This window comes from Pseudomonas sp. HMSC08G10 (genome assembly GCF_001808425.1).
Taxonomy (GTDB): Bacteria; Pseudomonadota; Gammaproteobacteria; order Pseudomonadales; family Pseudomonadaceae; genus Aquipseudomonas; species Aquipseudomonas guariconensis.
The window spans coordinates 13,233-36,194 of sequence record NZ_KV793297.1 but is presented as its reverse complement, the minus strand read 5'-3'; the positions used below and the strand labels follow the sequence as shown (position 1 = coordinate 36,194).

At 61.7% G+C, this 22,962-nt stretch carries 21 protein-coding genes; 18 read left to right on the top strand and 3 right to left on the bottom strand.

What is annotated here, in order from left to right; translation table 11 throughout:
• Positions 1 to 71: 71 nt before the first annotated feature.
• From HMPREF3173_RS05545 to nuoN, 16 genes are all read left to right on the top strand, one after another.
• Complete coding sequence (locus HMPREF3173_RS05545; protein WP_177343686.1) at positions 72 to 836, top strand: secretin N-terminal domain-containing protein; 765 nt, start codon at positions 72 to 74, stop codon at positions 834 to 836.
• A gap of 488 nt (positions 837 to 1,324) precedes the next feature.
• Positions 1,325 to 2,650, top strand: a complete 1,326-nt coding sequence (gene aceA / locus HMPREF3173_RS05540; protein WP_043209162.1) for an isocitrate lyase — start codon at positions 1,325 to 1,327, stop codon at positions 2,648 to 2,650.
• Positions 2,651 to 2,837: 187 nt separating this feature from the next.
• The gene (locus HMPREF3173_RS05535) at positions 2,838 to 3,500 is read left to right on the top strand and encodes a lysoplasmalogenase (RefSeq protein ID WP_177343685.1); all 663 of its coding nucleotides are present in this window, start codon (positions 2,838 to 2,840) and stop codon (positions 3,498 to 3,500) included.
• A gap of 379 nt (positions 3,501 to 3,879) precedes the next feature.
• Positions 3,880 to 4,293 (top strand): NADH-quinone oxidoreductase subunit A, encoded by a 414-nt coding sequence (locus tag HMPREF3173_RS05530; RefSeq protein ID WP_043209159.1) that lies wholly within the window; start codon positions 3,880 to 3,882, stop codon positions 4,291 to 4,293.
• Between the two features lie 9 nt (positions 4,294 to 4,302).
• A complete protein-coding gene (locus HMPREF3173_RS05525; protein WP_043209157.1) occupies positions 4,303 to 4,980 on the top strand; it encodes a NuoB/complex I 20 kDa subunit family protein in 678 nt (225 codons plus the stop codon).
• Between the two features lie 79 nt (positions 4,981 to 5,059).
• Positions 5,060 to 6,841: an NADH-quinone oxidoreductase subunit C/D gene (nuoC, locus tag HMPREF3173_RS05520; RefSeq protein ID WP_043209154.1), complete on the top strand. Its 1,782-nt coding sequence runs from the start codon at positions 5,060 to 5,062 to the stop codon at positions 6,839 to 6,841.
• A 2-nt stretch (positions 6,842 to 6,843) separates the two neighbouring features.
• Positions 6,844 to 7,341 (top strand): NADH-quinone oxidoreductase subunit NuoE, encoded by a 498-nt coding sequence (gene nuoE, locus HMPREF3173_RS05515; RefSeq protein WP_043209152.1) that lies wholly within the window; start codon positions 6,844 to 6,846, stop codon positions 7,339 to 7,341.
• The gene (gene nuoF / locus HMPREF3173_RS05510; protein ID WP_043209150.1) at positions 7,338 to 8,717 is read left to right on the top strand and encodes an NADH-quinone oxidoreductase subunit NuoF; all 1,380 of its coding nucleotides are present in this window, start codon (positions 7,338 to 7,340) and stop codon (positions 8,715 to 8,717) included. Before nuoE ends, nuoF begins: the two co-directional genes overlap by 4 nt.
• A 132-nt stretch (positions 8,718 to 8,849) precedes the next feature.
• Positions 8,850 to 11,564, top strand: coding sequence for an NADH-quinone oxidoreductase subunit NuoG (nuoG, locus tag HMPREF3173_RS05505; RefSeq protein ID WP_070571837.1), 2,715 nt, complete (start codon positions 8,850 to 8,852; stop codon positions 11,562 to 11,564).
• Positions 11,561 to 12,568 (top strand): NADH-quinone oxidoreductase subunit NuoH, encoded by a 1,008-nt coding sequence (gene nuoH, locus HMPREF3173_RS05500; RefSeq protein WP_043209145.1) that lies wholly within the window; start codon positions 11,561 to 11,563, stop codon positions 12,566 to 12,568. The genes nuoG and nuoH overlap by 4 nt, the downstream gene beginning before the upstream one ends.
• Before the next feature lie 11 nt (positions 12,569 to 12,579).
• Entirely contained in the window at positions 12,580 to 13,128 is a 549-nt protein-coding gene (gene nuoI / locus HMPREF3173_RS05495) for an NADH-quinone oxidoreductase subunit NuoI (RefSeq protein WP_043209143.1), read from the top strand.
• A gap of 10 nt (positions 13,129 to 13,138) precedes the next feature.
• Entirely contained in the window at positions 13,139 to 13,639 is a 501-nt protein-coding gene (nuoJ, locus tag HMPREF3173_RS05490) for an NADH-quinone oxidoreductase subunit J (RefSeq protein WP_070571836.1), read from the top strand.
• A 3-nt stretch (positions 13,640 to 13,642) separates the two neighbouring features.
• Positions 13,643 to 13,951, top strand: coding sequence for an NADH-quinone oxidoreductase subunit NuoK (gene nuoK / locus HMPREF3173_RS05485; protein WP_023631349.1), 309 nt, complete (start codon positions 13,643 to 13,645; stop codon positions 13,949 to 13,951).
• The gene (gene nuoL, locus HMPREF3173_RS05480) at positions 13,948 to 15,801 is read left to right on the top strand and encodes an NADH-quinone oxidoreductase subunit L (protein WP_070091880.1); all 1,854 of its coding nucleotides are present in this window, start codon (positions 13,948 to 13,950) and stop codon (positions 15,799 to 15,801) included. The genes nuoK and nuoL overlap by 4 nt, the downstream gene beginning before the upstream one ends.
• Positions 15,802 to 15,841: 40 nt before the next feature.
• Complete coding sequence (nuoM, locus tag HMPREF3173_RS05475) at positions 15,842 to 17,374, top strand: NADH-quinone oxidoreductase subunit M (RefSeq protein ID WP_043209137.1); 1,533 nt, start codon at positions 15,842 to 15,844, stop codon at positions 17,372 to 17,374.
• Positions 17,375 to 17,381: 7 nt separating this feature from the next.
• The gene (gene nuoN / locus HMPREF3173_RS05470) at positions 17,382 to 18,851 is read left to right on the top strand and encodes an NADH-quinone oxidoreductase subunit NuoN (protein ID WP_043209136.1); all 1,470 of its coding nucleotides are present in this window, start codon (positions 17,382 to 17,384) and stop codon (positions 18,849 to 18,851) included.
• Positions 18,852 to 18,925: 74 nt separating this feature from the next.
• On the opposite strand, the gene HMPREF3173_RS05465 is transcribed toward nuoN, so the two are convergent.
• A complete protein-coding gene (locus HMPREF3173_RS05465; protein ID WP_043209133.1) occupies positions 18,926 to 19,216 on the bottom strand; it encodes an Ogr/Delta-like zinc finger protein in 291 nt (96 codons plus the stop codon).
• A 422-nt stretch (positions 19,217 to 19,638) separates the two neighbouring features.
• Between HMPREF3173_RS05465 and HMPREF3173_RS05460 the strand changes: the two genes are divergently transcribed.
• Positions 19,639 to 20,040 carry a helix-turn-helix domain-containing protein gene (locus tag HMPREF3173_RS05460; protein ID WP_043209131.1) on the top strand — a complete coding sequence of 134 codons (402 nt, stop codon included), beginning with the start codon at positions 19,639 to 19,641 and terminating at the stop codon, positions 20,038 to 20,040.
• Here HMPREF3173_RS05460 and HMPREF3173_RS23805 read toward each other — a convergent pair.
• Positions 19,989 to 20,411 (bottom strand): head completion/stabilization protein, encoded by a 423-nt coding sequence (locus tag HMPREF3173_RS23805; protein ID WP_083299940.1) that lies wholly within the window; start codon positions 20,409 to 20,411, stop codon positions 19,989 to 19,991. The two genes, HMPREF3173_RS05460 and HMPREF3173_RS23805, sit on opposite strands and share 52 nt — an antisense overlap.
• Before the next feature lie 14 nt (positions 20,412 to 20,425).
• Positions 20,426 to 20,674 carry a helix-turn-helix domain-containing protein gene (locus tag HMPREF3173_RS05455; RefSeq protein WP_043209129.1) on the bottom strand — a complete coding sequence of 83 codons (249 nt, stop codon included), beginning with the start codon at positions 20,672 to 20,674 and terminating at the stop codon, positions 20,426 to 20,428.
• A 227-nt stretch (positions 20,675 to 20,901) separates the two neighbouring features.
• Here HMPREF3173_RS05455 and HMPREF3173_RS05450 point away from each other — a divergent pair, with 227 nt between their 5' ends.
• Positions 20,902 to 22,962, top strand: coding sequence for a TonB-dependent receptor family protein (locus HMPREF3173_RS05450; RefSeq protein ID WP_070571835.1), 2,061 nt, complete (start codon positions 20,902 to 20,904; stop codon positions 22,960 to 22,962).

Here is a 22,962-nt window from a genome sequence, read left to right as displayed (position 1 = left end):
CAAGCCCCCAAGCAACATGAGCTGCCCAGCCTGTGATCCAGACCCAGCAGAGGCGCGACAAATTTGCCATCATGATCATTCCACCTGCGGAGATCATGGACATGCCGCTACGCCCCTTCATCACGTCTTTTCTGTTGGCCATCAGCCTCACCGCCCAGGCGGCCACCGAGGTGCTGCCACTGCAACATCGCACCAGCGCCGAACTGCTGCCTACCGCTCAGTCATTCCTGGGCAAGGACGGCACGGTCAGCACCTTCGAGAACAAGCTGATCGTCAATGCCAGCCCCGAGCGTATCGGTGACCTGCGCGCCCTGTTGCAACAGCTCGACACTGCGCCCAAGCGCCTGTTGATCAGCGTCGACAACGACGACAGCAATTTCCAGGACAACCGTGGCAACGCCCGCATCATCCATTACGGCACGAGCAACCGTGAGGGCGGGATGCAGCAGATCCAGGCCAGCGAAGGCCAGCCGGCATTGATCCAGATCGGTCAGAGCATTCCCATCACCAGTACCAGCACCGACGGCTACGGACGCATTCAAAGCGACACTGAATACCGCAATGTCACCCAGGGTTTCTATGTCACGCCGAGCCTGAGCGGCGATACGGTTCGTCTGCAAATAAGCACCAATAATGATCGAATGAGCCTTGAACGTCAGGATGTAGTAAAAGTTCAAAGCACCGACACGACCGTCACCGGCAAGCTCGGCGAGTGGATCACCCTGGCCGGGTACAATCAGCAGAGTCAAGCCGAACGTAGCGCCTCAAGCTACACCTACAGCACCCAACGGGGTGAAAACATGACATTACGCGTCAAAGTCGACCTTCTTGACTGATCCCAGGCAATTCAAGGCCTCGACCAAAGGCTCTGAAACTGACCGGAGAGTCTCATTAGACCAAAGATGTAGTAAGCAGAAAAAACCACTACAAAACATTTGACAGGCACTTTTTCCCAAGGGCATGATGGCCTCGCTCCCGCTAATCAGAGGCCCTGGCAAGGGCCTTCGAGACGCGCTCCTCCTTACCCCTGGGGGCGTCTCGTGTCTATACGGCCCACAAGGCGGTTCGACGGGATAGTGACTGCAACGAAGAAGTTGTCCCGAGGGACGGAAGCGCATCACCGCAGCACCTGGCAGTCCTGTCGCACCGCAGCAAGGCATCCACGAGCCGACCTGCCGCCACACCTCGCCCGGCCCTGCACCTCTTCCCCTTCGAGCCTCCCTCGTACGCACTCACCTTCCGCCGGACAGGACAGCCGCCAGGCTTCTGAACCGCAGAGCACAAGCACTTACTTCAAAGACTGATGCGACGAGGTTTTATTTCCATGGCACTGACACGCGAACAGCAAATTGCAGCCCTTGAGAAAGACTGGGCCGAAAACCCGCGCTGGAAAGGCGTGACCCGTACCTATACCGCCGCCGATGTCGTCCGCCTGCGTGGTTCCCTGCAGCCGGAGCACACCTTCGCCCGCCAGGGTGCAGAGAAACTGTGGAAGCTGGTCACCGAAGGTGCCCACCCGTCCTTCCGCCCTGAAAAAGATTTCGTCAACTGCATGGGCGCCCTGACCGGCGGCCAGGCAGTCCAGCAGGTCAAGGCCGGCATCCAGGCCATCTACCTGTCTGGCTGGCAGGTGGCCGCCGACAACAACTCGGCCGAGTCCATGTACCCTGACCAGTCGCTGTACCCAGTCGATTCGGTTCCGACCGTGGTCAAGCGCATCAACAACGCCTTCCGCCGCGCCGACCAGATCCAGTGGAAAGCAGGCAAGAACCCAGGCGACGAAGGCTACATCGACTACTTCGCACCGATCGTGGCAGACGCCGAAGCCGGTTTCGGCGGCGTGCTGAACGCCTACGAACTGATGAAGAACATGATCGAGGCAGGCGCAGCCGGGGTTCACTTCGAAGACCAGCTGGCCTCGGTGAAAAAATGCGGCCACATGGGTGGCAAGGTACTGGTCCCAACCCAGGAAGCCGTGCAAAAACTCGTTGCTGCCCGCCTGGCTGCGGACGTCGCTGGCGTACCGACTATCATCCTGGCCCGTACCGACGCCAACGCCGCTGACCTGCTGACCAGCGATTGCGACCCGTACGACCAGCCGTTCGTGATCGGCGAGCGCACGCGTGAGGGCTTCTATAAAGTCCGCGCCGGCCTCGACCAAGCCATCGCCCGCGGCCTGGCCTATGCCCCGTATGCCGACCTGATCTGGTGTGAAACCGCCAAGCCGGACCTGGAAGAAGCTCGCCGCTTCGCCGAGGCGATCAAGAAGGAGTACCCGGACCAGATCCTGTCGTACAACTGCTCGCCATCCTTCAACTGGAAGAAGAACCTGGACGACGCCACCATCGCCAAGTTCCAGCGCGAACTGTCGGCCATGGGCTACAAACACCAGTTCATCACCCTGGCAGGCATCCACAACATGTGGCACGGCATGTTCAACCTGGCGCACGACTACGCACGCAACGACATGACCGCCTACGTCAAGCTGCAGGAGCAGGAGTTCGCTGACGCCAGCAAAGGCTATACCTTCGTGGCGCACCAGCAGGAAGTCGGCACCGGCTACTTCGACGACATGACCACTGTGATTCAAGGTGGCGCTTCGTCGGTAACCGCTCTGACCGGCTCGACCGAGGAAGAGCAGTTCCACTAAGTGTGACGCCCTTCGAACGAGGCCCGCCCCTGCAAAGGTGTCGGGCCTTTTCTTTATCGAGTGGCATCAACGTTGTTCCTACACGTATTTCTGATTACCGCGTACGAACCCGCTTAGCTCTCAGCGTTCGCAGCACAGCCGGCAACATGGGTCTATGCTTGTGGCTACCCAGCAGCAAGGACCGCCCATGCCCCGTCCAAGCCATCTGATCGCCATCGCCCTCACGGCCGCCGCCTTCTATATATATGCATTGGCCAGCGACAACACCCTGCTCGCATTGCTGGCCAAGCCATTGCCAGTGCTGGCATTGATTGCCTGGCTATGCAGCGCTCCTGCCACGCCCTACACGCGCTGGATCAGTATCGGACTCGGTTTTTCGGTACTGGGCGATATCATTTTGGCCGTTCCACGCGATTGGTTCGTGTTCGGCCTGGCAGCCTTCTTCTGCGCACACCTAGCCTACCTGCATGCCTATTGCCGCATCACTCGGCGCCCCGCCCTGGCCACACTGGCGGTATGTGTACTGCTCACCTGCGCGCTGTTCGCACTGCTGGCCAGCCACGGCCTGGGGTCATTGCTGATACCCGTGGCGCTTTATGCCTTGGCGATTGGCGCAATGCTCTGGCGCGCCCTCGCCTGCGGTGGGCTGGCTGCAATCGGAGCCGGCCTGTTCGTGTTCTCCGACAGCCTGATCGGCATCGACCGCTTCGTCATGCCATTCGCCGGTGCCCAATTCTTGATCATTCTCGCCTACTGGCTGGGCCAATGGGCAATCGCCGCGTCAGCTTATCGTGGCTCAATCGATAAACTGTTGATTCAGAGCGGTGCAAGACGCGAGCCCAGCTGCTAGAACGAGAGGCTTTCTTATTTGCAAGATACACGCTGAAAAAACGAACTTTGCAAGCGTCAGGCCAGGTTTAAAACAGCACATCAGGCCAAATGATATTAATTATCATTACTGGCGTAAAAGGTCGTTACATGATGCAAGAAACATAATTAACAAAAGCGCGTGCAATGCCCGAAACTCAAGGGTTTCAGCCATTTAGGAGTTTTTTTTGTTCTTAATCCTACGAATAAATTTGCCACAGAAATTTTACTTGCACCGGGTTTACCCATAAAATCAGCCCGATTGATTCAGCTGCGACATTTGGTCACTGCAACCGCGACACGCGTCGCCGCTCTACTTATTTCAGACTGCAGAGCTGGGTCTCTGTATAAGGATTTCTAGCATGTCCGATTCGGTAGGACTCATCGCCCACAACTGGGGCTTTGCCATCTTCCTCCTGGGTGTCGTCGGCCTGTGTGCCTTCATGCTCGGCCTCTCCAGCCTGCTCGGTAGCAAGGCTTGGGGTCGCGCCAAGAACGAACCCTTCGAATCCGGCATGCTGCCCGTCGGCAGCGCCCGTCTGCGCCTGTCCGCCAAATTCTATCTGGTCGCGATGCTGTTCGTGATCTTCGATATCGAAGCCCTCTTCCTGTATGCATGGTCTGTGTCCGTCCGCGAAAGCGGCTGGACCGGATTCGTCGAAGCACTCGTTTTCATTGCAATTCTGTTGGCTGGTCTTGTCTACCTATGGCGCGTCGGGGCGCTCGATTGGGCTCCCGAAGGTCGCCGCAAGCGGCAAGCGAAGCTGAAACAATGAGGCTTTGGCATGCAATACAATCTCACCAGAATCGATCCGGATGCGCCCAACGAGCAGTACCCGGTCGGTGAACGGGAAACCGTCACCGATCAACTGCTAGAGGACCAGGTCCACAAGAACATCTTCATGGGCAAGCTCGAAGATGTGCTGCGTGGCGCGGTCAACTGGGGTCGCAAGAACTCCCTCTGGCCGTACAACTTCGGCCTGTCCTGCTGCTACGTGGAAATGACCACGGCCTTCACGGCACCCCATGACATCGCCCGCTTCGGCGCCGAAGTCATCCGTGCCTCACCCCGTCAGGCCGACTTCATGGTCGTCGCCGGCACCTGCTTCATCAAGATGGCGCCGATCATTCAGCGCCTCTACGAGCAGATGCTCGAACCCAAGTGGGTGATCTCCATGGGCTCGTGCGCCAACTCCGGCGGCATGTACGACATTTACTCGGTCGTTCAGGGGGTCGACAAGTTCCTCCCCGTGGATGTCTACGTGCCTGGCTGCCCGCCTCGCCCCGAAGCCTTCCTGCAGGGCCTGATGCTGCTGCAGGAGTCGATCGGCCAGGAGCGACGCCCGCTTTCCTGGGTTGTCGGTGATCAAGGCATTTACCGTGCCGAGATGCCCGCCCAGAAAGACCTGCGTCGTGAACAGCGCATCCAGGTCACCAACCTGCGCAGCCCCGACGAAGTCTGATCCAGCGACATGCCGCCCGCTCCGGAAGGAGCCGGCGGCCTGGCTTCATTCTCTACGTTGACTCAAAGCGACCGAGACCATGACAGCGGACACCGCTATTTATATTCCGCCTTACAAGGCTGACGACCAAGATGTGGTCGTCGAACTGCACAACCGTTTTGGCGCAGACGCATTCGTCGCCCAGGAAACCCGCACCGGCATGCCGGTCCTGTGGGTAAACCGCGCCCAGCTCAAAGACGTCCTCTCCTTCCTGCGCAACGTTGCCAAGCCGTACAGCATGCTGTTCGACCTGCACGGCGTGGACGAGCGCCTGCGCACCCAGCGCCGCGGCCTGCCGGCTGCCGATTTCAGCGTGTTCTACCACCTGCTGTCGGTCGAACGTAACAGCGACGTGATGATCAAGGTGGCCTTGAGCGAAGGCGACCTGAACCTGCCGTCGGTCACCGGCATCTGGCCAAACGCCAACTGGTACGAGCGCGAAGTCTGGGACATGTTCGGCATCGACTTCGCCGGCCATCCGCACCTGTCGCGCATCCTCATGCCACCGACCTGGGAAGGCCACCCGCTGCGCAAGGACTTCCCGGCGCGCGCCACCGAATTCGATCCGTACAGCCTGAACCTGGCCAAGCAGCAGCTTGAAGAGGAATCAGCGCGCTTCAACCCCGAAGCCTGGGGCATGAAGCGTCACGGCGCCAACGAGGACTACATGTTCCTCAACCTGGGCCCCAACCACCCTTCGGCTCACGGTGCCTTCCGTATCGTCCTGCAACTGGATGGCGAAGAGATCGTCGACTGCGTTCCGGACATCGGCTACCACCACCGTGGTGCAGAGAAGATGGCCGAGCGCCAGTCCTGGCACAGTTTCATCCCTTACACCGACCGTATCGACTACCTCGGTGGGGTGATGAACAACCTGCCGTACGTCCTGGCCGTCGAGAAGCTGGCCGGCATCAAGGTGCCGCAGAAGGTCGACACCATTCGCGTCATGCTGGCCGAGTTCTTCCGGATCACCAGCCACCTGCTGTTCCTGGGTACCTACATCCAGGACGTTGGCGCCATGACCCCGGTGTTCTTCACCTTTACCGACCGCCAGCGGGCCTACACCGTGATCGAGGCGATCACCGGTTTCCGTCTGCACCCGGCCTGGTACCGCATCGGTGGCGTCGCCCACGACCTGCCGCGCGGCTGGGACAAGCTGGTCAAGGACTTCGTCGAGTGGCTGCCCAAGCGCCTGGACGAATACGAAAAGGCCGCGCTCAAGAACAGCATCCTCAAGGGTCGTACCATCGGCGTCGCCGCGTACAACACCCAGGAAGCGCTGTCGTGGGGTACCACCGGTGCCGGCCTGCGTGCCACCGGCTGCGACTTCGACCTGCGTAAAGCCCGCCCCTACTCCGGCTACGAGAACTTCGAGTTCGAAGTACCGCTGGCCCACAACGGCGATGCCTACGATCGCTGCATGGTCCGCGTCGAGGAGATGCGCCAGAGTATCCGCATCATCGACCAGTGCCTGCGCAACATGCCGGAAGGCCCGTACAAGGCGGATCACCCGCTGACCACGCCGCCGCCCAAAGAGCGCACCCTGCAGCACATCGAGACCCTGATCACCCACTTCCTGCAAGTCTCGTGGGGCCCGGTCATGCCGGCCAACGAGTCGTTCCAGATGATCGAGGCGACCAAGGGCATCAACAGTTACTACCTGACGAGCGATGGCGGCACCATGAGCTACCGCACCCGGATCCGTACCCCGAGCTATCCGCACCTGCAGCAGATCCCATCGGTGATCAAAGGCAGCATGGTCGCGGACCTCATCGCGTACCTGGGCAGTATCGACTTCGTTATGGCTGACGTGGACCGCTAAGCATGAACAACACGCTTATCCAAACCGACCGTTTCGTCCTGAGCGAAACCGAGCGCTCGGCCATCGAGCATGAGATGCACCACTACGAGGATCCGCGCGCGGCATCCATCGAAGCCCTGAAGATCGTTCAGAAAGAACGTGGCTGGGTGCCGGACGGCGCCATCTACGCCATCGGCGAAGTCCTGGGCATCCCGGCCAGCGACGTCGAAGGCGTGGCCACCTTCTACAGCCAGATCTTCCGCCAGCCGGTCGGTCGCCACATCATTCGCGTCTGCGACAGCATGGTCTGCTACATCGGTGGCCACGAGTCGGTGGTCAGCCAGATCCAAAGCGAGCTGGGCATCGGCCTGGGCCAGACCACTGCCGATGGCCGCTTCACCCTGCTGCCGGTCTGCTGCCTGGGCAACTGCGACAAGGCCCCGGCGCTGATGATCGACGACGACACCTTTGGCGACGTGCAACCTGCCGGCGTCGCCAAACTGCTGGAGGGTTACGTATGACCATCACTTCCTTCGGCCCGGCCAACCGCATCGCGCGCTCGGCTGAAACCCACCCGCTGACCTGGCGACTGCGTGACGACGGCGAGCCGATCTGGCTCGAAGAGTACCAGGCCAAGAACGGCTACGCCGCCGCCCGCAAAGCGCTGGCGCAAATGTCTGCGGATGATATCGTCCAAAGCGTCAAGGACTCCGGCCTCAAGGGCCGTGGTGGCGCAGGTTTCCCCACTGGCGTGAAGTGGGGCCTGATGCCCAAGGACGAGTCCATGAACATCCGCTACCTGCTGTGCAACGCGGACGAAATGGAGCCCAACACCTGGAAAGACCGCATGCTGATGGAGCAACAGCCCCATCTGCTGGTCGAGGGCATGCTGATCAGTGCCCGCGCCTTGAAGGCCTACCGCGGCTACATCTTCCTGCGTGGCGAATACACCACCGCGGCCAAGAACCTCAACCGCGCCATCGAGGAAGCCAAGGCCGCAGGCCTTCTGGGCAAGAACATCCTCGGCAGCGGTTTCGACTTCGAACTGTTCGTGCACACCGGTGCCGGCCGCTACATCTGCGGTGAAGAAACCGCACTGATCAACTCCTTGGAAGGCCGCCGCGCCAACCCACGCTCCAAACCGCCCTTCCCTGCCGCCGTCGGTGTGTGGGGTAAGCCGACCTGCGTGAACAACGTCGAGACCCTGTGCAACGTTCCAGCCATCGTCGCCAACGGCAACGACTGGTACAAGTCGCTGGCCCGCGAAGGCAGCGAAGACCACGGCACCAAGCTGATGGGCTTCTCCGGCAAGGTGAAAAACCCCGGCCTGTGGGAACTGCCGTTCGGCGTCACCGCCCGCGAGCTGTTCGAGGACTATGCCGGTGGCATGCGCGATGGCTACAAGCTCAAATGCTGGCAGCCAGGCGGCGCCGGTACCGGTTTCCTGCTGCCCGAGCACCTCGACGCCCAGATGTATGCCGGTGGCATCGCCAAGGTCGGCACCCGTATGGGTACGGGCCTGGCCATGGCGGTCGACGACAGCATCAACATGGTCTCGCTGCTGCGCAACATGGAAGAGTTTTTCGCCCGTGAATCGTGCGGCTGGTGTACCCCGTGCCGTGACGGCCTGCCATGGAGCGTGAAGATGTTGCGCGCCCTGGAGAAAGGCCAAGGCCGCGCCGAGGACATCGAGACGCTGCTGGGGCTGGTCAACTTCCTCGGCCCAGGCCGTACCTTCTGTGCTCACGCACCGGGTGCCGTCGAGCCTCTGGGCAGTGCCATCAAGTATTTCCGGTCCGAGTTCGAGGCCGGTGTCGCCCCAGCCAGCGCTGGCGACGCCCTGCGCCCGAATCTGGCCAAGCCGATACCGACCGGGCCGGTCGTGGTCGGCGCATAACAAGATGAATCGCGGATGGTCCGTGCCATCCGCCAGCCCGCAGGCCGGCCCGAACGATTCGTGGCTGGCCGCAGGCTCACCGATTTCCATTAGCCACGCCTGCTCACGCGGGCCAACGAAGAACTTTGAACCATGGCCACTATCCACGTAGACGGCAAAGCGCTCGAAGTCAATGGTGCGGACAACCTGTTACAGGCCTGTCTGTCGCTCGGCCTCGACATCCCCTATTTCTGCTGGCACCCGGCGCTCGGTAGCGTCGGCGCCTGCCGGCAGTGCGCGGTCAAGCAGTACACCGACGAGAACGACACCCGCGGTCGTATCGTCATGTCCTGCATGACCCCTGCCTCCGACGGCACCTGGATCTCCATCGACGATGAAGAATCCAAGGCGTTCCGCGCCAGCGTCGTCGAATGGCTGATGACGAACCACCCGCACGACTGCCCAGTGTGCGAGGAAGGCGGTCACTGCCACCTGCAGGACATGACGGTAATGACCGGCCACAACGAGCGCCGCTACCGTTTCACCAAGCGTACCCACCAGAACCAGGACCTCGGCCCGTTCATCGCCCATGAGATGAACCGCTGCATCGCCTGCTACCGCTGCGTGCGCTACTACAAGGACTACGCAGGCGGTACCGACCTGGGTGTCTACGGCGCCCACGACAACGTGTACTTCGGTCGCGTCGAAGACGGCGTGCTGGAGAGCGAGTTCTCCGGCAACCTGACCGAGGTCTGCCCGACCGGCGTGTTCACCGACAAGACCCACTCCGAGCGCTACAACCGCAAGTGGGACATGCAGTTCGCCCCGAGCATCTGCCACGGCTGCTCCAGCGGCTGCAACATCAGCCCCGGTGAGCGCTATGGTGAACTGCGCCGTATCGAGAACCGCTTCAACGGCTCGGTCAACCAGTACTTCCTGTGCGACCGCGGCCGCTTCGGCTATGGCTACGTCAACCGCAGCGACCGTCCACGCCAGCCGCACCTGGCCGACGGCACCAAGCTGGGCCTGGACGCTGCCCTGGACAAGGCCGCCGACCTACTGCGCGGCCGCACCATCGTCGGTATCGGCTCGCCACGCGCCAGCCTGGAAAGCAACTATGGCCTGCGTGAGCTGGTCGGCGCCGACTATTTCTATTCGGGTATGGAAGCCGGCGAGCTGGCCCGCGTGCGCCTTGCCCTCGAGGTGCTGAACAATAGCCCGCTGCCCGTGCCGACCCTGCGCGACATCGAAGACCATGACGCTGTGTTCGTCCTCGGTGAAGACCTGACCCAGACCGCCGCCCGCGTCGCCCTGGCCGTGCGCCAGGCCACCAAGGGCAAGGCCGAAGCCATGGCCGACGCCATGCGCGTACAACCGTGGCTCGACGCTGCGGTCAAGAACATCGGCCAGCACGCGCTGTATCCGCTGTTCATCGCCTCGCTGGCTGAAACCAAGCTCGACGACGTCGCCGAGGAGTGCGTGCACGCAGCGCCGGCGGACCTGGCTCGCCTGGGCTTCGCCGTGGCCCACGCCATCGATCCGAGCGCACCTGCCGTTGACGGCCTGGACGCCGAAGCCAAGGCTCTGGCCCAGCGCATCGCCGATGCCCTGGTCGCCGCCAAGCGTCCGCTGGTAGTCGCCGGCACTTCCCTGGCCGACCCTGCATTGATCGAAGCCGCCGCCAACATCGCCAAGGCCTTGAAGCTGCGTGAGAAGAACGGCTCGCTGAGCCTGGTGGTGCCAGAAGCCAACAGCCTCGGCATGGCCATGATGGGCGGTGAATCCGTCGACGCCGCGCTGGATGCCATCATCAGCGGCAAGGCCGACGCTATCGTAGTGCTGGAGAACGACCTGTACGCCCGCGTACCGGCCGCCAAGGTTGACGCTGCCCTGGCCGCGGCCAAGGTGGTGATCGTCGCCGACCACTCCAAGACCCCGACCACTGACCGCGCCCATCTGGTGCTGCCGGCGGCCACCTTCGCCGAAGGCGACGGTACCCTGGTCAGCCAGGAAGGCCGTGCACAGCGCTTCTTCCAGGTGTTCGACCCGCAATACCTCGACAGCAGCATCCTGGTTCACGAAGGCTGGCGCTGGATGCACGCCCTGCGTGCGACCCTGCTGAACAAGCCGGTCGACTGGACCCAACTGGATCACGTCACCAGCGCTTGCGCCGAAGCCGCTCCGCAACTGGCCGGCATCGTCAACGCAGCGCCTTCGGCCGCGTTCCGCATCAAGGGCTTGAAACTGGCCCGTGAACCGCTGCGCTATTCCGGCCGTACTGCCATGCGCGCCAACATCAGCGTGCACGAACCGCGTACCCCGCAAGACAAAGACACTGCCTTCGCCTTCTCCATGGAAGGCTACTCGGGCTCGGCCGAACCGCGCCAGCAGGTGCCGTTCGCCTGGTCGCCGGGCTGGAACTCCCCACAGGCCTGGAACAAGTTCCAGGACGAGGTCGGCGGCCATCTGCGCGCTGGCGATCCAGGCGTGCGCCTGATCGAGCCGCAAGGCGATCGCCTGCACTGGTTCACCACCATCCCGGCTGCCTTCAACCCGGCCCGCGGCACCTGGACTGCCGTGCCGTTCTACCACCTGTTTGGCAGCGAGGAGTCCTCTTCCCGCGCCGCCCCGGTGCAAGAGCGCATCCCGGCCGCCTACGTGGCCCTGGCCAAGTCCGAGGCCGACCGCCTGGGCGTCAACGAAGGTGCCCTGATTAGCCTGAACGTGGCAGGCGTCTCCCTGCGCCTGCCGCTGCGTGTCAATGAAGAGCTGGGCGCTGGCCTGGTCGCGCTGCCGAAAGGCCTGGCCGGCATTCCGCCTGCCATCTTCGGAGCATCCGTCGAAGGTCTGCAGGAGGCAGCACAATGAGCTGGTTCACCCCCGAAGTGATCGATGTGATCCTCACCGTCGTCCGGGCCATCGTGGTCCTGCTGGCGGTGGTGGTCTGCGGCGCGCTGCTCAGCTTCGTCGAGCGTCGCCTGCTGGGTTGGTGGCAGGACCGCTACGGTCCGAACCGTGTCGGCCCGTTCGGCATGTTCCAGATCGCTGCCGACATGCTGAAGATGTTCTTCAAGGAAGACTGGAACCCGCCTTTCGTCGATCGCATGATCTTCACCCTGGCGCCGGTCGTGGCCATGAGCGCCCTGCTGATCGCCTTCGTGGTCATCCCGATCACCCCGGTCTGGGGCGTGGCTGACCTGAACATCGGTCTGCTGTTCTTCTTCGCCATGGCCGGTCTGTCGGTGTATGCGGTGCTGTTCGCTGGCTGGTCGTCGAACAACAAGTACGCCCTGCTCGGCAGCCTGCGTGCTTCGGCCCAGACCGTGTCGTACGAAGTGTTCCTGGGCCTGGCGCTGATGGGCGTAGTGGTTCAGGTCGGTTCGTTCAACATGCGCGACATCGTCGACTACCAGGCACAGAACCTGTGGTTCATCATTCCGCAGTTCTTCGGCTTCTGCACCTTCTTCATCGCTGGCGTCGCCGTGACTCACCGTCACCCGTTCGACCAGCCAGAAGCGGAACAGGAACTGGCTGACGGCTACCACATTGAATATGCCGGCATGAAGTGGGGCATGTTCTTCGTCGGTGAGTACATCGGCATCATCCTGATCTCGGCGCTGCTGGTGACGCTGTTCTTCGGCGGCTGGCACGGCCCGTTCGGCCTGCTGCCACAGGTTCCGTTCCTGTGGTTCGCCCTGAAGACTGCGTTCTTCATCATGCTGTTCATCCTGCTGCGCGCCTCGATTCCGCGCCCACGCTATGACCAGGTGATGGACTTCAGCTGGAAGTTCTGCCTGCCGCTGACCTTGATCAATTTGCTGGTGACCGCTGCGATCGTGCTCTACAACACGCCAGCCGTCGCGGCCCAGTGAGGATTTGACCCATGTTCAAATATATCGGCGACATCGTTAAAGGCACCGGCACCCAGCTGCGCAGCCTGGTGATGGTGTTCTCCCACGGGTTCCGCAAGCGCGACACCCTGCAATACCCCGAAGAGCCCGTGTACCTGCCACCGCGCTACCGCGGTCGCATCGTCCTGACCCGCGACCCCGACGGCGAGGAGCGCTGCGTGGCGTGCAACCTCTGCGCGGTGGCCTGCCCGGTTGGCTGCATCTCGCTGCAGAAGGCCGAGACCGAGGACGGCCGCTGGTATCCGGAGTTCTTCCGCATCAACTTCTCGCGCTGCATCTTCTGCGGCCTGTGCGAGGAAGCGTGCCCAACCACCGCGATCCAGCTGACTCCGGATTTCGAAATGGCCGAGTTCAAGCGTCAGGACCTGGTGTACGAGAAGGAAGACCTCCTGATCTCCGGCCCCGGCAAGAACCCTGACTACAACTTCTACCGTGTTGCGGGTATGGCGATCGCTGGCAAGCCGAAGGGCGCTGCACAGAACGAAGCCGAGCCGATCAACGTGAAGAGCTTGCTCCCATAAGGACAGAAAGATGGAATTCGCTTTCTACTTCGCATCCGGGATCGCCGTGGTTTCCACCCTTCGGGTGGTGACCGGCACCAACCCCGTGCACGCCCTGCTCTACCTGATCATTTCCCTGATCTCCGTGGCGATGATCTTCTTCTCCCTGGGTGCGCCGTTCGCCGGCGCCCTGGAAGTGATCGCCTATGCTGGCGCCATCATGGTGCTGTTCGTCTTCGTGGTGATGATGCTCAACCTCGGGCCGGCCTCGGTCGCCCAGGAGCGTGGCTGGCTCAAGCCGGGTATCTGGGCAGGGCCCGTGTTCCTGGCCGCCCTGCTGCTGCTGGAGCTGCTGTACGTGCTGTTCGCCGAGCCAAGCGGCGCGGCCATCAGCGGTACTACCGTGGACGCCAAAACCGTGGGCATCAGCCTGTTCGGTCCTTACCTGCTGGTGGTCGAACTGGCTTCGATGCTGCTGCTGGCCGCGGCCGTCACCGCCTTCCACCTGGGCCGCAACGAGGCGAAGGAGTAAATCATGGGTGCTATCCCTCTCGAGCATGGGCTGGCGGTCGCCGGCATCCTGTTCTGCTTAGGTCTGGTTGGCCTGATGGTCCGCCGCAACATCCTCTTCGTGCTCATGAGCCTGGAGGTCATGATGAACGCCGCAGCCCTGGCGTTCATCGTCGCCGGCGCCCGTTGGGTTCAACCCGACGGTCAGGTGATGTTCATTCTGGTGATCAGCCTGGCAGCCGCCGAGGCCAGCATTGGCCTGGCGATCCTGCTGCAGCTGTATCGCCGCTTCCACACTCTCGACATCGATGCTGCCAGTGAGATGCGCGGATGAACCTTATCTTCCTGACTTTCGTCTTCCCCCTGATCGGCTTCCTGCTGCTGTCGTTCTCGCGCGGGCGGTTCTCGGAGAACCTTTCCGCGCTGATCGGCGTCGGTTCCGTCGGCCTGTCGGCCGCCGTGGCCGCCTATGTGATCTGGCAATTCAATGTCGCGCCGCCTGAAGGCGGTGCGTATAGCCAGCTGCTGTGGCAGTGGATGTCGGTGGACGGCTTTGCGCCGAACTTCACCCTGTACGTGGATGGTCTGTCGATCACCATGCTCGGCGTGGTCACCGGCGTGGGCTTCCTGATCCACCTGTTCGCATCCTGGTACATGCGCGGCGAAGCCGGTTACTCGCGCTTCTTCTCGTACACCAACCTGTTCATCGCCAGCATGTTGTTCCTGGTGCTGGGCGACAACCTGCTGTTCATCTACTTCGGCTGGGAAGGTGTGGGCCTGTGTTCCTACCTGTTGATCGGTTTCTACTACAGCAATCGCAACAACGGTAACGCTGCACTGAAGGCCTTCATCGTCACCCGTATCGGCGACGTGTTCATGGCCATCGGCCTGTTCATCCTGTTCGCCCAGCTGGGTACCCTGAACGTCCAGGAACTGCTGGTGCTGGCACCGCAGAAGTTCCAGGCAGGCGATACCTGGATGGTGCTGGCGACCCTGATGCTGCTCGGCGGCGCCGTCGGTAAATCGGCCCAGCTGCCACTGCAGACCTGGCTCGCCGACGCGATGGCCGGTCCGACTCCGGTCTCCGCGCTGATCCACGCCGCAACCATGGTGACCGCGGGCGTCTACCTGATCGCCCGTACCCACGGCCTGTTCCTGCTGGCGCCGGACATCCTGCACCTGGTGGGTATCGTCGGTGGCGTGACCCTGGTCCTGGCCGGCTTCGCCGCGCTGGTCCAGACCGACATCAAACGTATCCTCGCCTACTCGACCATGAGCCAGATCGGCTACATGTTCCTGGCCCTGGGCGTCGGTGCCTGGGAAGGCGCGATCTTCCACCTGATGACCCACGCCTTCTTCAAGGCTCTGCTGTTCCTTGCCTCCGGTGCGGTCATCGTTGCCTGCCACCATGAGCAGAACATCTTCAAGATGGGCGGCCTGTGGAAGAAACTGCCGTTGGCCTACGCCAGCTTCGTGGTCGGTGGTGCCGCCCTGGCCGCCCTGCCGATCCTGACCGCGGGCTTCTACTCCAAGGACGAGATCCTCTGGGAAGCCTTCGCCAGCGGCCATACCGGCCTGTTGTACGCTGGCCTGGTCGGTGCGTTCATGACCTCGCTGTACACCTTCCGCCTGATCTTCATCGCCTTCCACGGCGAAGCGAAGACCGAAGCCCACGCCGGCCACGGTATCTCCCACTGGCTGCCACTGGGTGTGCTGATCGTGCTGTCGACCTTCGTCGGCGCCTGGATCCACCCGCCTCTGGCTGGCGTGCTGCCACAGAGCGTCGGCCATGCCGGCGGCGAAGCGCAGCACTCGCTGGAAATCGTCTCTGGCGCCATCGCCATCGCCGGTATCCTGCTGGCAGCGGTGCTGTTCCTGGGCAAACGCACCCTGGTCAGCGCAATCGCCAACAGCGGCATCGGTCGCGTCCTGTCGGCCTGGTGGTTCGCCGCCTGGGGCTTCGACTGGATCTACGACAAGCTGTTCGTCAAACCTTATCTGCTGATCAGCCACATCCTGCGCAAGGATCCGGTTGACCGCAGCATCGGCCTGATTCCTCGGATGGCTCGCGGCGGTCACGTCGCCATGAGCAAGACCGAAACCGGCCAGCTGCGCTGGTACACCGCCTCGATCGCCGTGGGTGCCGTTCTGGTACTCGGCGCCGTGGTAGTGGCCGCGGTATGACTATGAACCTTGCGACTTTGCGAAAGGAAACGAACCCGTCATGATTCTGCCTTGGCTGATCCTGATCCCCTTCATCGGCGGCCTCCTGTGCTGGCTGGGTGAGCGCTTCGGCGCCACCCTGCCCCGCTGGATCGCGCTGCTGACCATGTCCCTGCTGCTTGGCATCGGCCTGTGGCTGTGGGCTAACGGCGACTACACCCTGGCCCCTGCCCCGGGCGCGGAACCGGCCTGGACCCTCGAATACAAAGTCGAGTGGATCAAGCGCTTCGGCATCAGCATTCACCTGGCCCTCGATGGCCTGTCGCTGCTGATGATCCTGCTCACCGGCCTGCTGGGTGTGCTTTCGGTCCTGTGCTCCTGGAAAGAGATCCAGCGCCACGTCGGCTTCTTCCACCTCAACCTGATGTGGATCCTGGGCGGTGTGGTCGGTGTGTTCCTGGCCCTGGACTTGTTCCTGTTCTTCTTCTTCTGGGAAATGATGCTGGTGCCGATGTACTTCCTCATCGCGCTCTGGGGTCACAGCTCCGCCGACGGCAAGAAGACCCGGATCTACGCCGCCACCAAGTTCTTCATCTTCACCCAGGCCAGCGGCCTGATCATGCTGGTGGCGATCCTTGGCCTGGTACTGGTGAACTACAACAGCACCGGCGTCATTACCTTCAACTACAGCGACCTGCTCAAGGCCGAACTGCCAGCCGGTACCGAATACCTGCTGATGCTGGGCTTCTTCATCGCCTTCGCCGTGAAGCTGCCGGTGGTGCCGTTCCACTCCTGGCTGCCTGACGCTCACGCCCAGGCACCGACCGCAGGCTCCGTGGACCTGGCCGGTATCTTGCTGAAGACCGCGGCCTACGGCCTGCTGCGCTTCGCCCTGCCGTTGTTCCCGAACGCTTCGGCCGAGTTCGCGCCAATCGCCATGACCCTGGGCCTGATCGGTATCTTCTACGGGGCCTTCCTGGCCTTCGCGCAAACCGACATCAAGCGCCTGGTGGCTTTTTCCAGCGTCTCGCACATGGGCTTCGTGCTGATCGGCATCTATTCCGGCAGCCAGCAAGCCCTGCAGGGCGCAGTGATCCAAATGCTGGCCCACGGTCTGTCGGCCGCGGCGCTGTTCATCCTGGCCGGCCAGCTGTACGAGCGCATGCATACCCGTGACATGCGCGAAATGGGCGGCCTGTGGCACCGCATCGCCTATCTTCCTGCCATCAGCCTGTTCTTCGCCGCTGCCTCCCTGGGCCTGCCAGGTACCGGCAACTTCGTCGGTGAGTTCCTGATCCTGATCGGCAGCTTCGTCCATGTACCCTGGATCACCGTGATCGCCACCACTGGCCTGGTCTTTGGCTCGGTCTACTCGCTGATCATGATCCACCGCGCCTACTTCGGTCCGGCCAAGTCCGACACCGTACTGGCCGGCATGGACGGTCGCGAACTGGTCATGGTCCTGGGCCTGGCCGGCCTGCTGATCCTGCTCGGCGTGTACCCGCAGCCGTTCCTGGACACCTCTGCCGCCACCATGAGCGGTGTGCAGCAGTGGATCGGTTCCGCTTTCACTCAACTCGCTTCGGCCCGGTAAGAGCGCTATGGAATTCACCACTCAACACTTCATCGCATTGGCGCCGATGCTCATCACCACCGTCACGACGGTGGTGGTGATGCTGGCGATCGCCTGGAAGCGCAATCACTCGCAGACCTTCCTGCTGTCCACCGTGGGCCTGAACCTGGCCCTGCTGTCGATCCTGCCGGCGCTGAAGGTCGCGCCGCTGGCGGTCACCTCGCTGGTGACCATCGACAAGTTCGCCTGCCTGTACATGGCGATCATCCTGGTGGCAACGCTGGCCTGCGTCACCCTCGCCCATGCCTACTTGGGCGAAGGGTCCAAGGGCTACCCGGGCAACCGTGAAGAACTGTACCTGCTGCTGCTGATGTCCGCCCTGGGCGGCCTGGTGCTGGTCAGCGCCAACCACCTGGCTGGCCTGTTCATTGGCCTGGAACTGCTGTCGGTACCGGTCTATGGCCTGGTGGCGTATGCATTCTTCAACAAGCGTTCGCTGGAAGCCGGTATCAAGTACATGGTGCTTTCGGCGGCAGGCTCTGCCTTCCTGCTATTCGGCATGGCCCTGCTGTACGCCGATGCCGGCAGCCTGACCTTCGACCAGATCGGCAAGGCACTGGCTGCCACCAGCATGCCGAGCCTGCTGGCCCAACTGGGCCTTGGCATGATGCTGGTAGGCCTGGCCTTCAAGCTGTCGCTGGTACCGTTCCACTTGTGGACCCCGGACGTGTACGAAGGTGCTCCGGCGCCGGTCGCCGCGTTCCTGGCCACTGCCAGCAAGGTCGCGGTATTCGCCGTGGTCGTTCGCCTGTTCATGCTCTCCCCTGCCGCCAGCAGCGGTGTGCTGAGCACCGTACTGGCCGTGATCGCTGTCGCCTCGATCCTGATCGGCAACCTGCTGGCGCTGACCCAGAGCAACCTCAAGCGTCTGCTCGGTTACTCGTCCATCGCCCACTTTGGCTACCTGGTCATCGCTCTGGTCGCCAGCAAGGGCCTGGCCCTGGAGGCCATGGGTGTTTACCTGGTGACCTACGTCATCACCAGCCTGGGCGCCTTCGGCGTGATCACCTTGATGTCTTCGCCCTATGCCGGTCGCGATGCCGATGCCCTGTACGAATATCGCGGCCTGTTCTGGCGCCGTCCGTACCTGACCGCGGTACTGACCGTCATGATGCTGTCGTTGGCAGGTATCCCGCTGACCGCAGGCTTCATCGGCAAGTTCTACATCATCGCCACTGGCGTCGAGTCGCACCTGTGGTGGCTGGTCGGTGCCTTGGTAATCGGTAGCGCCATCGGCGTGTACTACTACCTGCGCGTCATGGTCACCCTGTACTTGGTAGAGCCAAACCTGCGTCGCCACGACGCTCCGCTGAAGTGGGAACAGCGCACTGGCGGCGTCATGCTGCTGGCCATCGCTATCCTCGCCTTCGTCCTGGGCGTGTACCCACAGCCTCTGTTGGAACTGGTCCAACAAGCCGGCCTGCAATTGATCGGCTGATCAATCTGCAAAAACAAAACACCCCGCACATGCGGGGTGTTTTGTTTTCTGCTCCATGTAGGCGAAGGCGGGTGTCATGCTGTGCTTGGTGTATTTTTGCCATTACGCGCCGGCTTGCGTGTACAGCCCGGGTTGTGGGCGGCGCGCCGCAACTCACCATAGGCGCTCGGCAGGTGGACATCTGGATTTGGCATACCGCTGGGGGAGAGTTCATGGGTCATCTCGAACTGGGCACGCACCGACCAGCCGCAGGCCTCGTTGACGCATTGCAGGTAGGCGATACGGAGGAAGATATGACGCCCTTCACTGGTGCGAATCCGCATTTTGCCGGTGCAATGAGGGCATACCAATTTGTAGCTGCTCACAGGCACCTCCTTTTGGGTACCCTCGCCGCGTGTAAGACACCGTGACGATCACTGTCAGTGTCCGCCCCCACCGATTTAAGACTTCTCGATAAATTCATGTTACTTACCATCCGACGCTGAGTGGAGCTTCACCCATCCATCCAGATGGGTTCGGCTCATGGGCTTGCAGAAACATTTACTCGTATTGAGTACTTTCTCCGTCCTGCGATAGCCGAACCAAGCGTCCTGCCTGACTATCTTTTGCCTGAGATTTGTCCATAAGCTTGATTGATTGTTGTTGTAGGTATATAGCTGAGCAAATGTAGGCATTTTCGCTGCGATCATCATTCATACCGTTACCGATTTGTTTGGTGCCCCCAATATATTCTTATCGCATATTTTTGCCTACAGATCTCATACACAGTCCTTTTTTGGTATTCATAATGAGTACACTTTCCCTGTCTGCGATATTGCATCGAATGAAGGACCTCACCGGCGCCAGAACCGATGCCGAACTTGCCAAAGCATTGAGTATCAGCCCGCAAACCTTGAGCAGTTGGAAGATACGCGGGAGTATTCCTTACGCGTTGTGCATGGAGTTGGCGCAGAAACAAGGGGTGTCCCTCGACTGGCTGCTTCTAGGGGACGGGCAACAAAACCGAACATCCAGCGCATCCCTCCCTCAAGGGCATCCCTCTGCTTGGGAGGCGGATCTGCTCGATCAGTTGCGGGCCCTGTCGGCACTGGATCTGCAAGCCATCCGCGCGACCATCGAGGACAAGTTGCGCATCTCTCAGCTGGAACGTCGTCTCGAAGAATTGACCCATCGCCCTGTCAAGCATTGACCCCCCAGCGCTTCGCTACCGGCACCGCTCACCGTCGTTTCCCTGACCTGTTGGGCCAGGCTCCAGCGGGTCCGGGCCTCCACCAGACGCAGATAGCAAATCGAAAGTGCCCGCCCCTGCTCATGACCGTCGACATCGATCAGCCGCCGATAGCCACGCTCGCGCAGGCAACGGCGCCAATCAGCGAACTCTCGCGCTGCAACCTCCATCGAGCCCCTGGCGGCGAGCTCCAATCGCGTATCGCTGACCTCCGATGACAACCCCAGTCGCTCACGCAACCGTCCAAGCTCTATCCGCGGCCAGAACGGATCGTGGTAGACCAGATAGCGCTTGGGCCGGCACTCAAATGGGGCGTAAGAATCCCGACTCACGGCTCGCCCTCCACTCACTGATTGTTCAGCATGCCGTAACGTATCGCCTTGATCACCGCCGCTACCCGGGTGTTCACGGCGAACTTGCGCAAGATATTGCTGACATGGAAATTGACCGTTGACTCCTTGCAGCCCACGATCTGGCCGATTTCCCAGGAGGTCTTGCCGTAGGCGCACCACAGCAGCACTTCCCGTTCTCTGGGGGTAAGGTGGATGGGCTGATCGGCGTCGACGTCAGGTACCAGTTGGCGTTGCAGGTTCATGAGGCACTCTCCTACGGTCATAAGAGCCCAAAGGCATTTACGTTTGATGTGCTTGAACCTTACGAAGCCGTCGCCGCTTGATTCCAGCGCCCAGGGTTGTAGATAGACGCTCTACACAAAACGTCCTACATGCAGAGGGGCACTTTTTCCCCATAAAAGCGACGTGCTCTGAAGGATTTTGCGTACGTCTGACACCTGTTACCCGCCCTACTGCCCGGAGTTGTACGATGCGTCCCGTTTCACCTTTCCCTTGCGCTGTCGGCCTATGGGTCGTTGCTACCGGCAATTCGACAATGGCCGCTGTGCCTTTGGAGCTGGAGCAGGTCGTGATCGAAGGCCAGCAGCAAAGTGAGTTGGAGTCTGTCGCGCAGCGCCTACGGGAGGTCCCAGGGGCTACCAACCTCATCGACATGCAACGTGTCGAGCAAGGGCGCGTCGCCACCAATCAGGACGTGCTGGCCTATCAGCCTGGTGTCTTCGCCCAGTCGTCCGGCAACGATGGCATCAAACTTTCGATCCGCGGCTCAGGCATCAATCGCGCACCCGGTGCCCATGGTTCTGGTGTCTACACGATGTTCGACGGCCTGCCGTTGACGGGCCCAGGGGGCACGCCCTACGAGCTGTTCGAACCCCTGTGGCTGAGCCGTGCCGAAGTGCTGCGTGGCGCCAATGGCTTCGACCGGGGGGCATTGGCCCTCGGCGGCGCGATCAACTATGTGACCCATACCGGCTACGACGCTGCGCCTGCTCAAGTGCGCTATGAAGTGGGCAGTCGCGGATACGCCCATCGGCACGTGAGCTCCGGACAGGTATTGGGTGATCTAGATTACTACGTGGCCTTGACCGACGCCGAATACGATGGCTATCAGGAACACAGCAGCGGCAGCGCCAAGGGTTTCGCCGCCAACGTCGGCTATCGCTTCAATCCCAACCTGGAAACACGCTTCTACCTGCGCTACCGCGAAACAGAGAACGACCTGGCTGGACGCCTGACCAAAGAACAGGTCAAGCATGATCCACGTGCTGCCAATCCAGCCTACTTGGCCCGAGACGACAGTCGTCCGCAGCCGGGTAGCACTTGGGTCGCCAACAAGACCACTTTCTACTTGGAGGATGACGCTCGCCTGGAAGCGGGACTGGTCTACCACGACTACCCGATGGACCTGCGCGAAGGCCCCATGCGCCTTAAGGTCGCCTACACCGATGTCAGCGGGACCCTCAACTATGTGCGCCGCGACACCCTGTTCGGGCATCAGAGCAACACCACCATCGGTTGGCGCACCACCAAACACTTGCCCAACAGCGGCGCCTCGCAGTTCGTGCGCACTGGCGATGTCTTCGGCCCTCGTACTCGGGACTTCAGCTACCAGGGCTCGGACACCGTACTGCATGTCGGCAACGACCTAGAACTCATGCCTGACCTGTGGCTGACCACCGGCCTGGCAATGATCTATACCCGCCGCGAAAGCGATGTGACCTACCCGCAGGATGGCGGCAAGGTCAGCCAGCATGACTGGGACTACGCGCCTCGTCTGGGCTTGCGGTATGACATCAGTCCACAAGTGCAGGTGTATGGCAACCTGAGCCGCTCCGTGGAACCTCCACACCCTTGGTCGCTGATCTGGAGCTCGACAGTCCCTACCCAACCGATCGAAATGCAAAACCAGACCGCCACCACGCTGGAACTGGGTGCACGTGGCGATTCGCAACTGGGGCGTTGGGACCTGGCCTGGTACTACTCGCAAGTACGTCATGAACTGCTGGCCGTTGAAATCGTGCAAGGCGCCCTGCCCAAGGAATTCAACGCCAGCCCCACCGTACACCAAGGCGTCGAGGCTAGCCTGGACAGCACGCTCTGGGAACAGGCCGGCATCGGCAGGGTATCCCTGCGCCAGGCCTATACCTTCAGCGACTTCCACTACCGGGACGACGATACCTTCGGCGACAACCGCCTGCCAGGCATCCCGATGCACTATTACCAGGCCGAGGTGCGCTACGACTGGCCAAGCGGCTTCTACGCTGGCCTCAACACCCAAATGGCGTCCAAAGTCCAGGTCGACTACGCCAACAGCTACCACGCCGATGCCTACACCCTCCTCGGCGCCCGCCTGGGCTGGAACTCTCCGAAGCAGGACTGGCAGACCTGGCTGGACCTGCGCAACCTGACCAACAAACGCTATGCCGCCACGGTGACGCCTGGGTATGACGATCAGGGCAAGGACAACCCACGCTCCACGCCGGGCGAAGGCTTTGGTGTCTACGCCGGCGTGTCCTACAGCTTTCTCTGA

Coding starts and splice junctions, on each gene's coding strand:
- HMPREF3173_RS05545 (WP_177343686.1), top strand. CDS start 72: ATGATCATTCCACCTGCGGAGATCATGGACATGCCGCTACGCCCCTTC.
- aceA (WP_043209162.1), top strand. CDS start 1,325: ATGGCACTGACACGCGAACAGCAAATTGCAGCCCTTGAGAAAGACTGG.
- HMPREF3173_RS05535 (WP_177343685.1), top strand. CDS start 2,838: ATGCCCCGTCCAAGCCATCTGATCGCCATCGCCCTCACGGCCGCCGCC.
- HMPREF3173_RS05530 (WP_043209159.1), top strand. CDS start 3,880: ATGTCCGATTCGGTAGGACTCATCGCCCACAACTGGGGCTTTGCCATC.
- HMPREF3173_RS05525 (WP_043209157.1), top strand. CDS start 4,303: ATGCAATACAATCTCACCAGAATCGATCCGGATGCGCCCAACGAGCAG.
- nuoC (WP_043209154.1), top strand. CDS start 5,060: ATGACAGCGGACACCGCTATTTATATTCCGCCTTACAAGGCTGACGAC.
- nuoE (WP_043209152.1), top strand. CDS start 6,844: ATGAACAACACGCTTATCCAAACCGACCGTTTCGTCCTGAGCGAAACC.
- nuoF (WP_043209150.1), top strand. CDS start 7,338: ATGACCATCACTTCCTTCGGCCCGGCCAACCGCATCGCGCGCTCGGCT.
- nuoG (WP_070571837.1), top strand. CDS start 8,850: ATGGCCACTATCCACGTAGACGGCAAAGCGCTCGAAGTCAATGGTGCG.
- nuoH (WP_043209145.1), top strand. CDS start 11,561: ATGAGCTGGTTCACCCCCGAAGTGATCGATGTGATCCTCACCGTCGTC.
- nuoI (WP_043209143.1), top strand. CDS start 12,580: ATGTTCAAATATATCGGCGACATCGTTAAAGGCACCGGCACCCAGCTG.
- nuoJ (WP_070571836.1), top strand. CDS start 13,139: ATGGAATTCGCTTTCTACTTCGCATCCGGGATCGCCGTGGTTTCCACC.
- nuoK (WP_023631349.1), top strand. CDS start 13,643: ATGGGTGCTATCCCTCTCGAGCATGGGCTGGCGGTCGCCGGCATCCTG.
- nuoL (WP_070091880.1), top strand. CDS start 13,948: ATGAACCTTATCTTCCTGACTTTCGTCTTCCCCCTGATCGGCTTCCTG.
- nuoM (WP_043209137.1), top strand. CDS start 15,842: ATGATTCTGCCTTGGCTGATCCTGATCCCCTTCATCGGCGGCCTCCTG.
- nuoN (WP_043209136.1), top strand. CDS start 17,382: ATGGAATTCACCACTCAACACTTCATCGCATTGGCGCCGATGCTCATC.
- HMPREF3173_RS05460 (WP_043209131.1), top strand. CDS start 19,639: ATGAGTACACTTTCCCTGTCTGCGATATTGCATCGAATGAAGGACCTC.
- HMPREF3173_RS05455 (WP_043209129.1), bottom strand. CDS start 20,674: ATGAACCTGCAACGCCAACTGGTACCTGACGTCGACGCCGATCAGCCC.
- HMPREF3173_RS05450 (WP_070571835.1), top strand. CDS start 20,902: ATGCGTCCCGTTTCACCTTTCCCTTGCGCTGTCGGCCTATGGGTCGTT.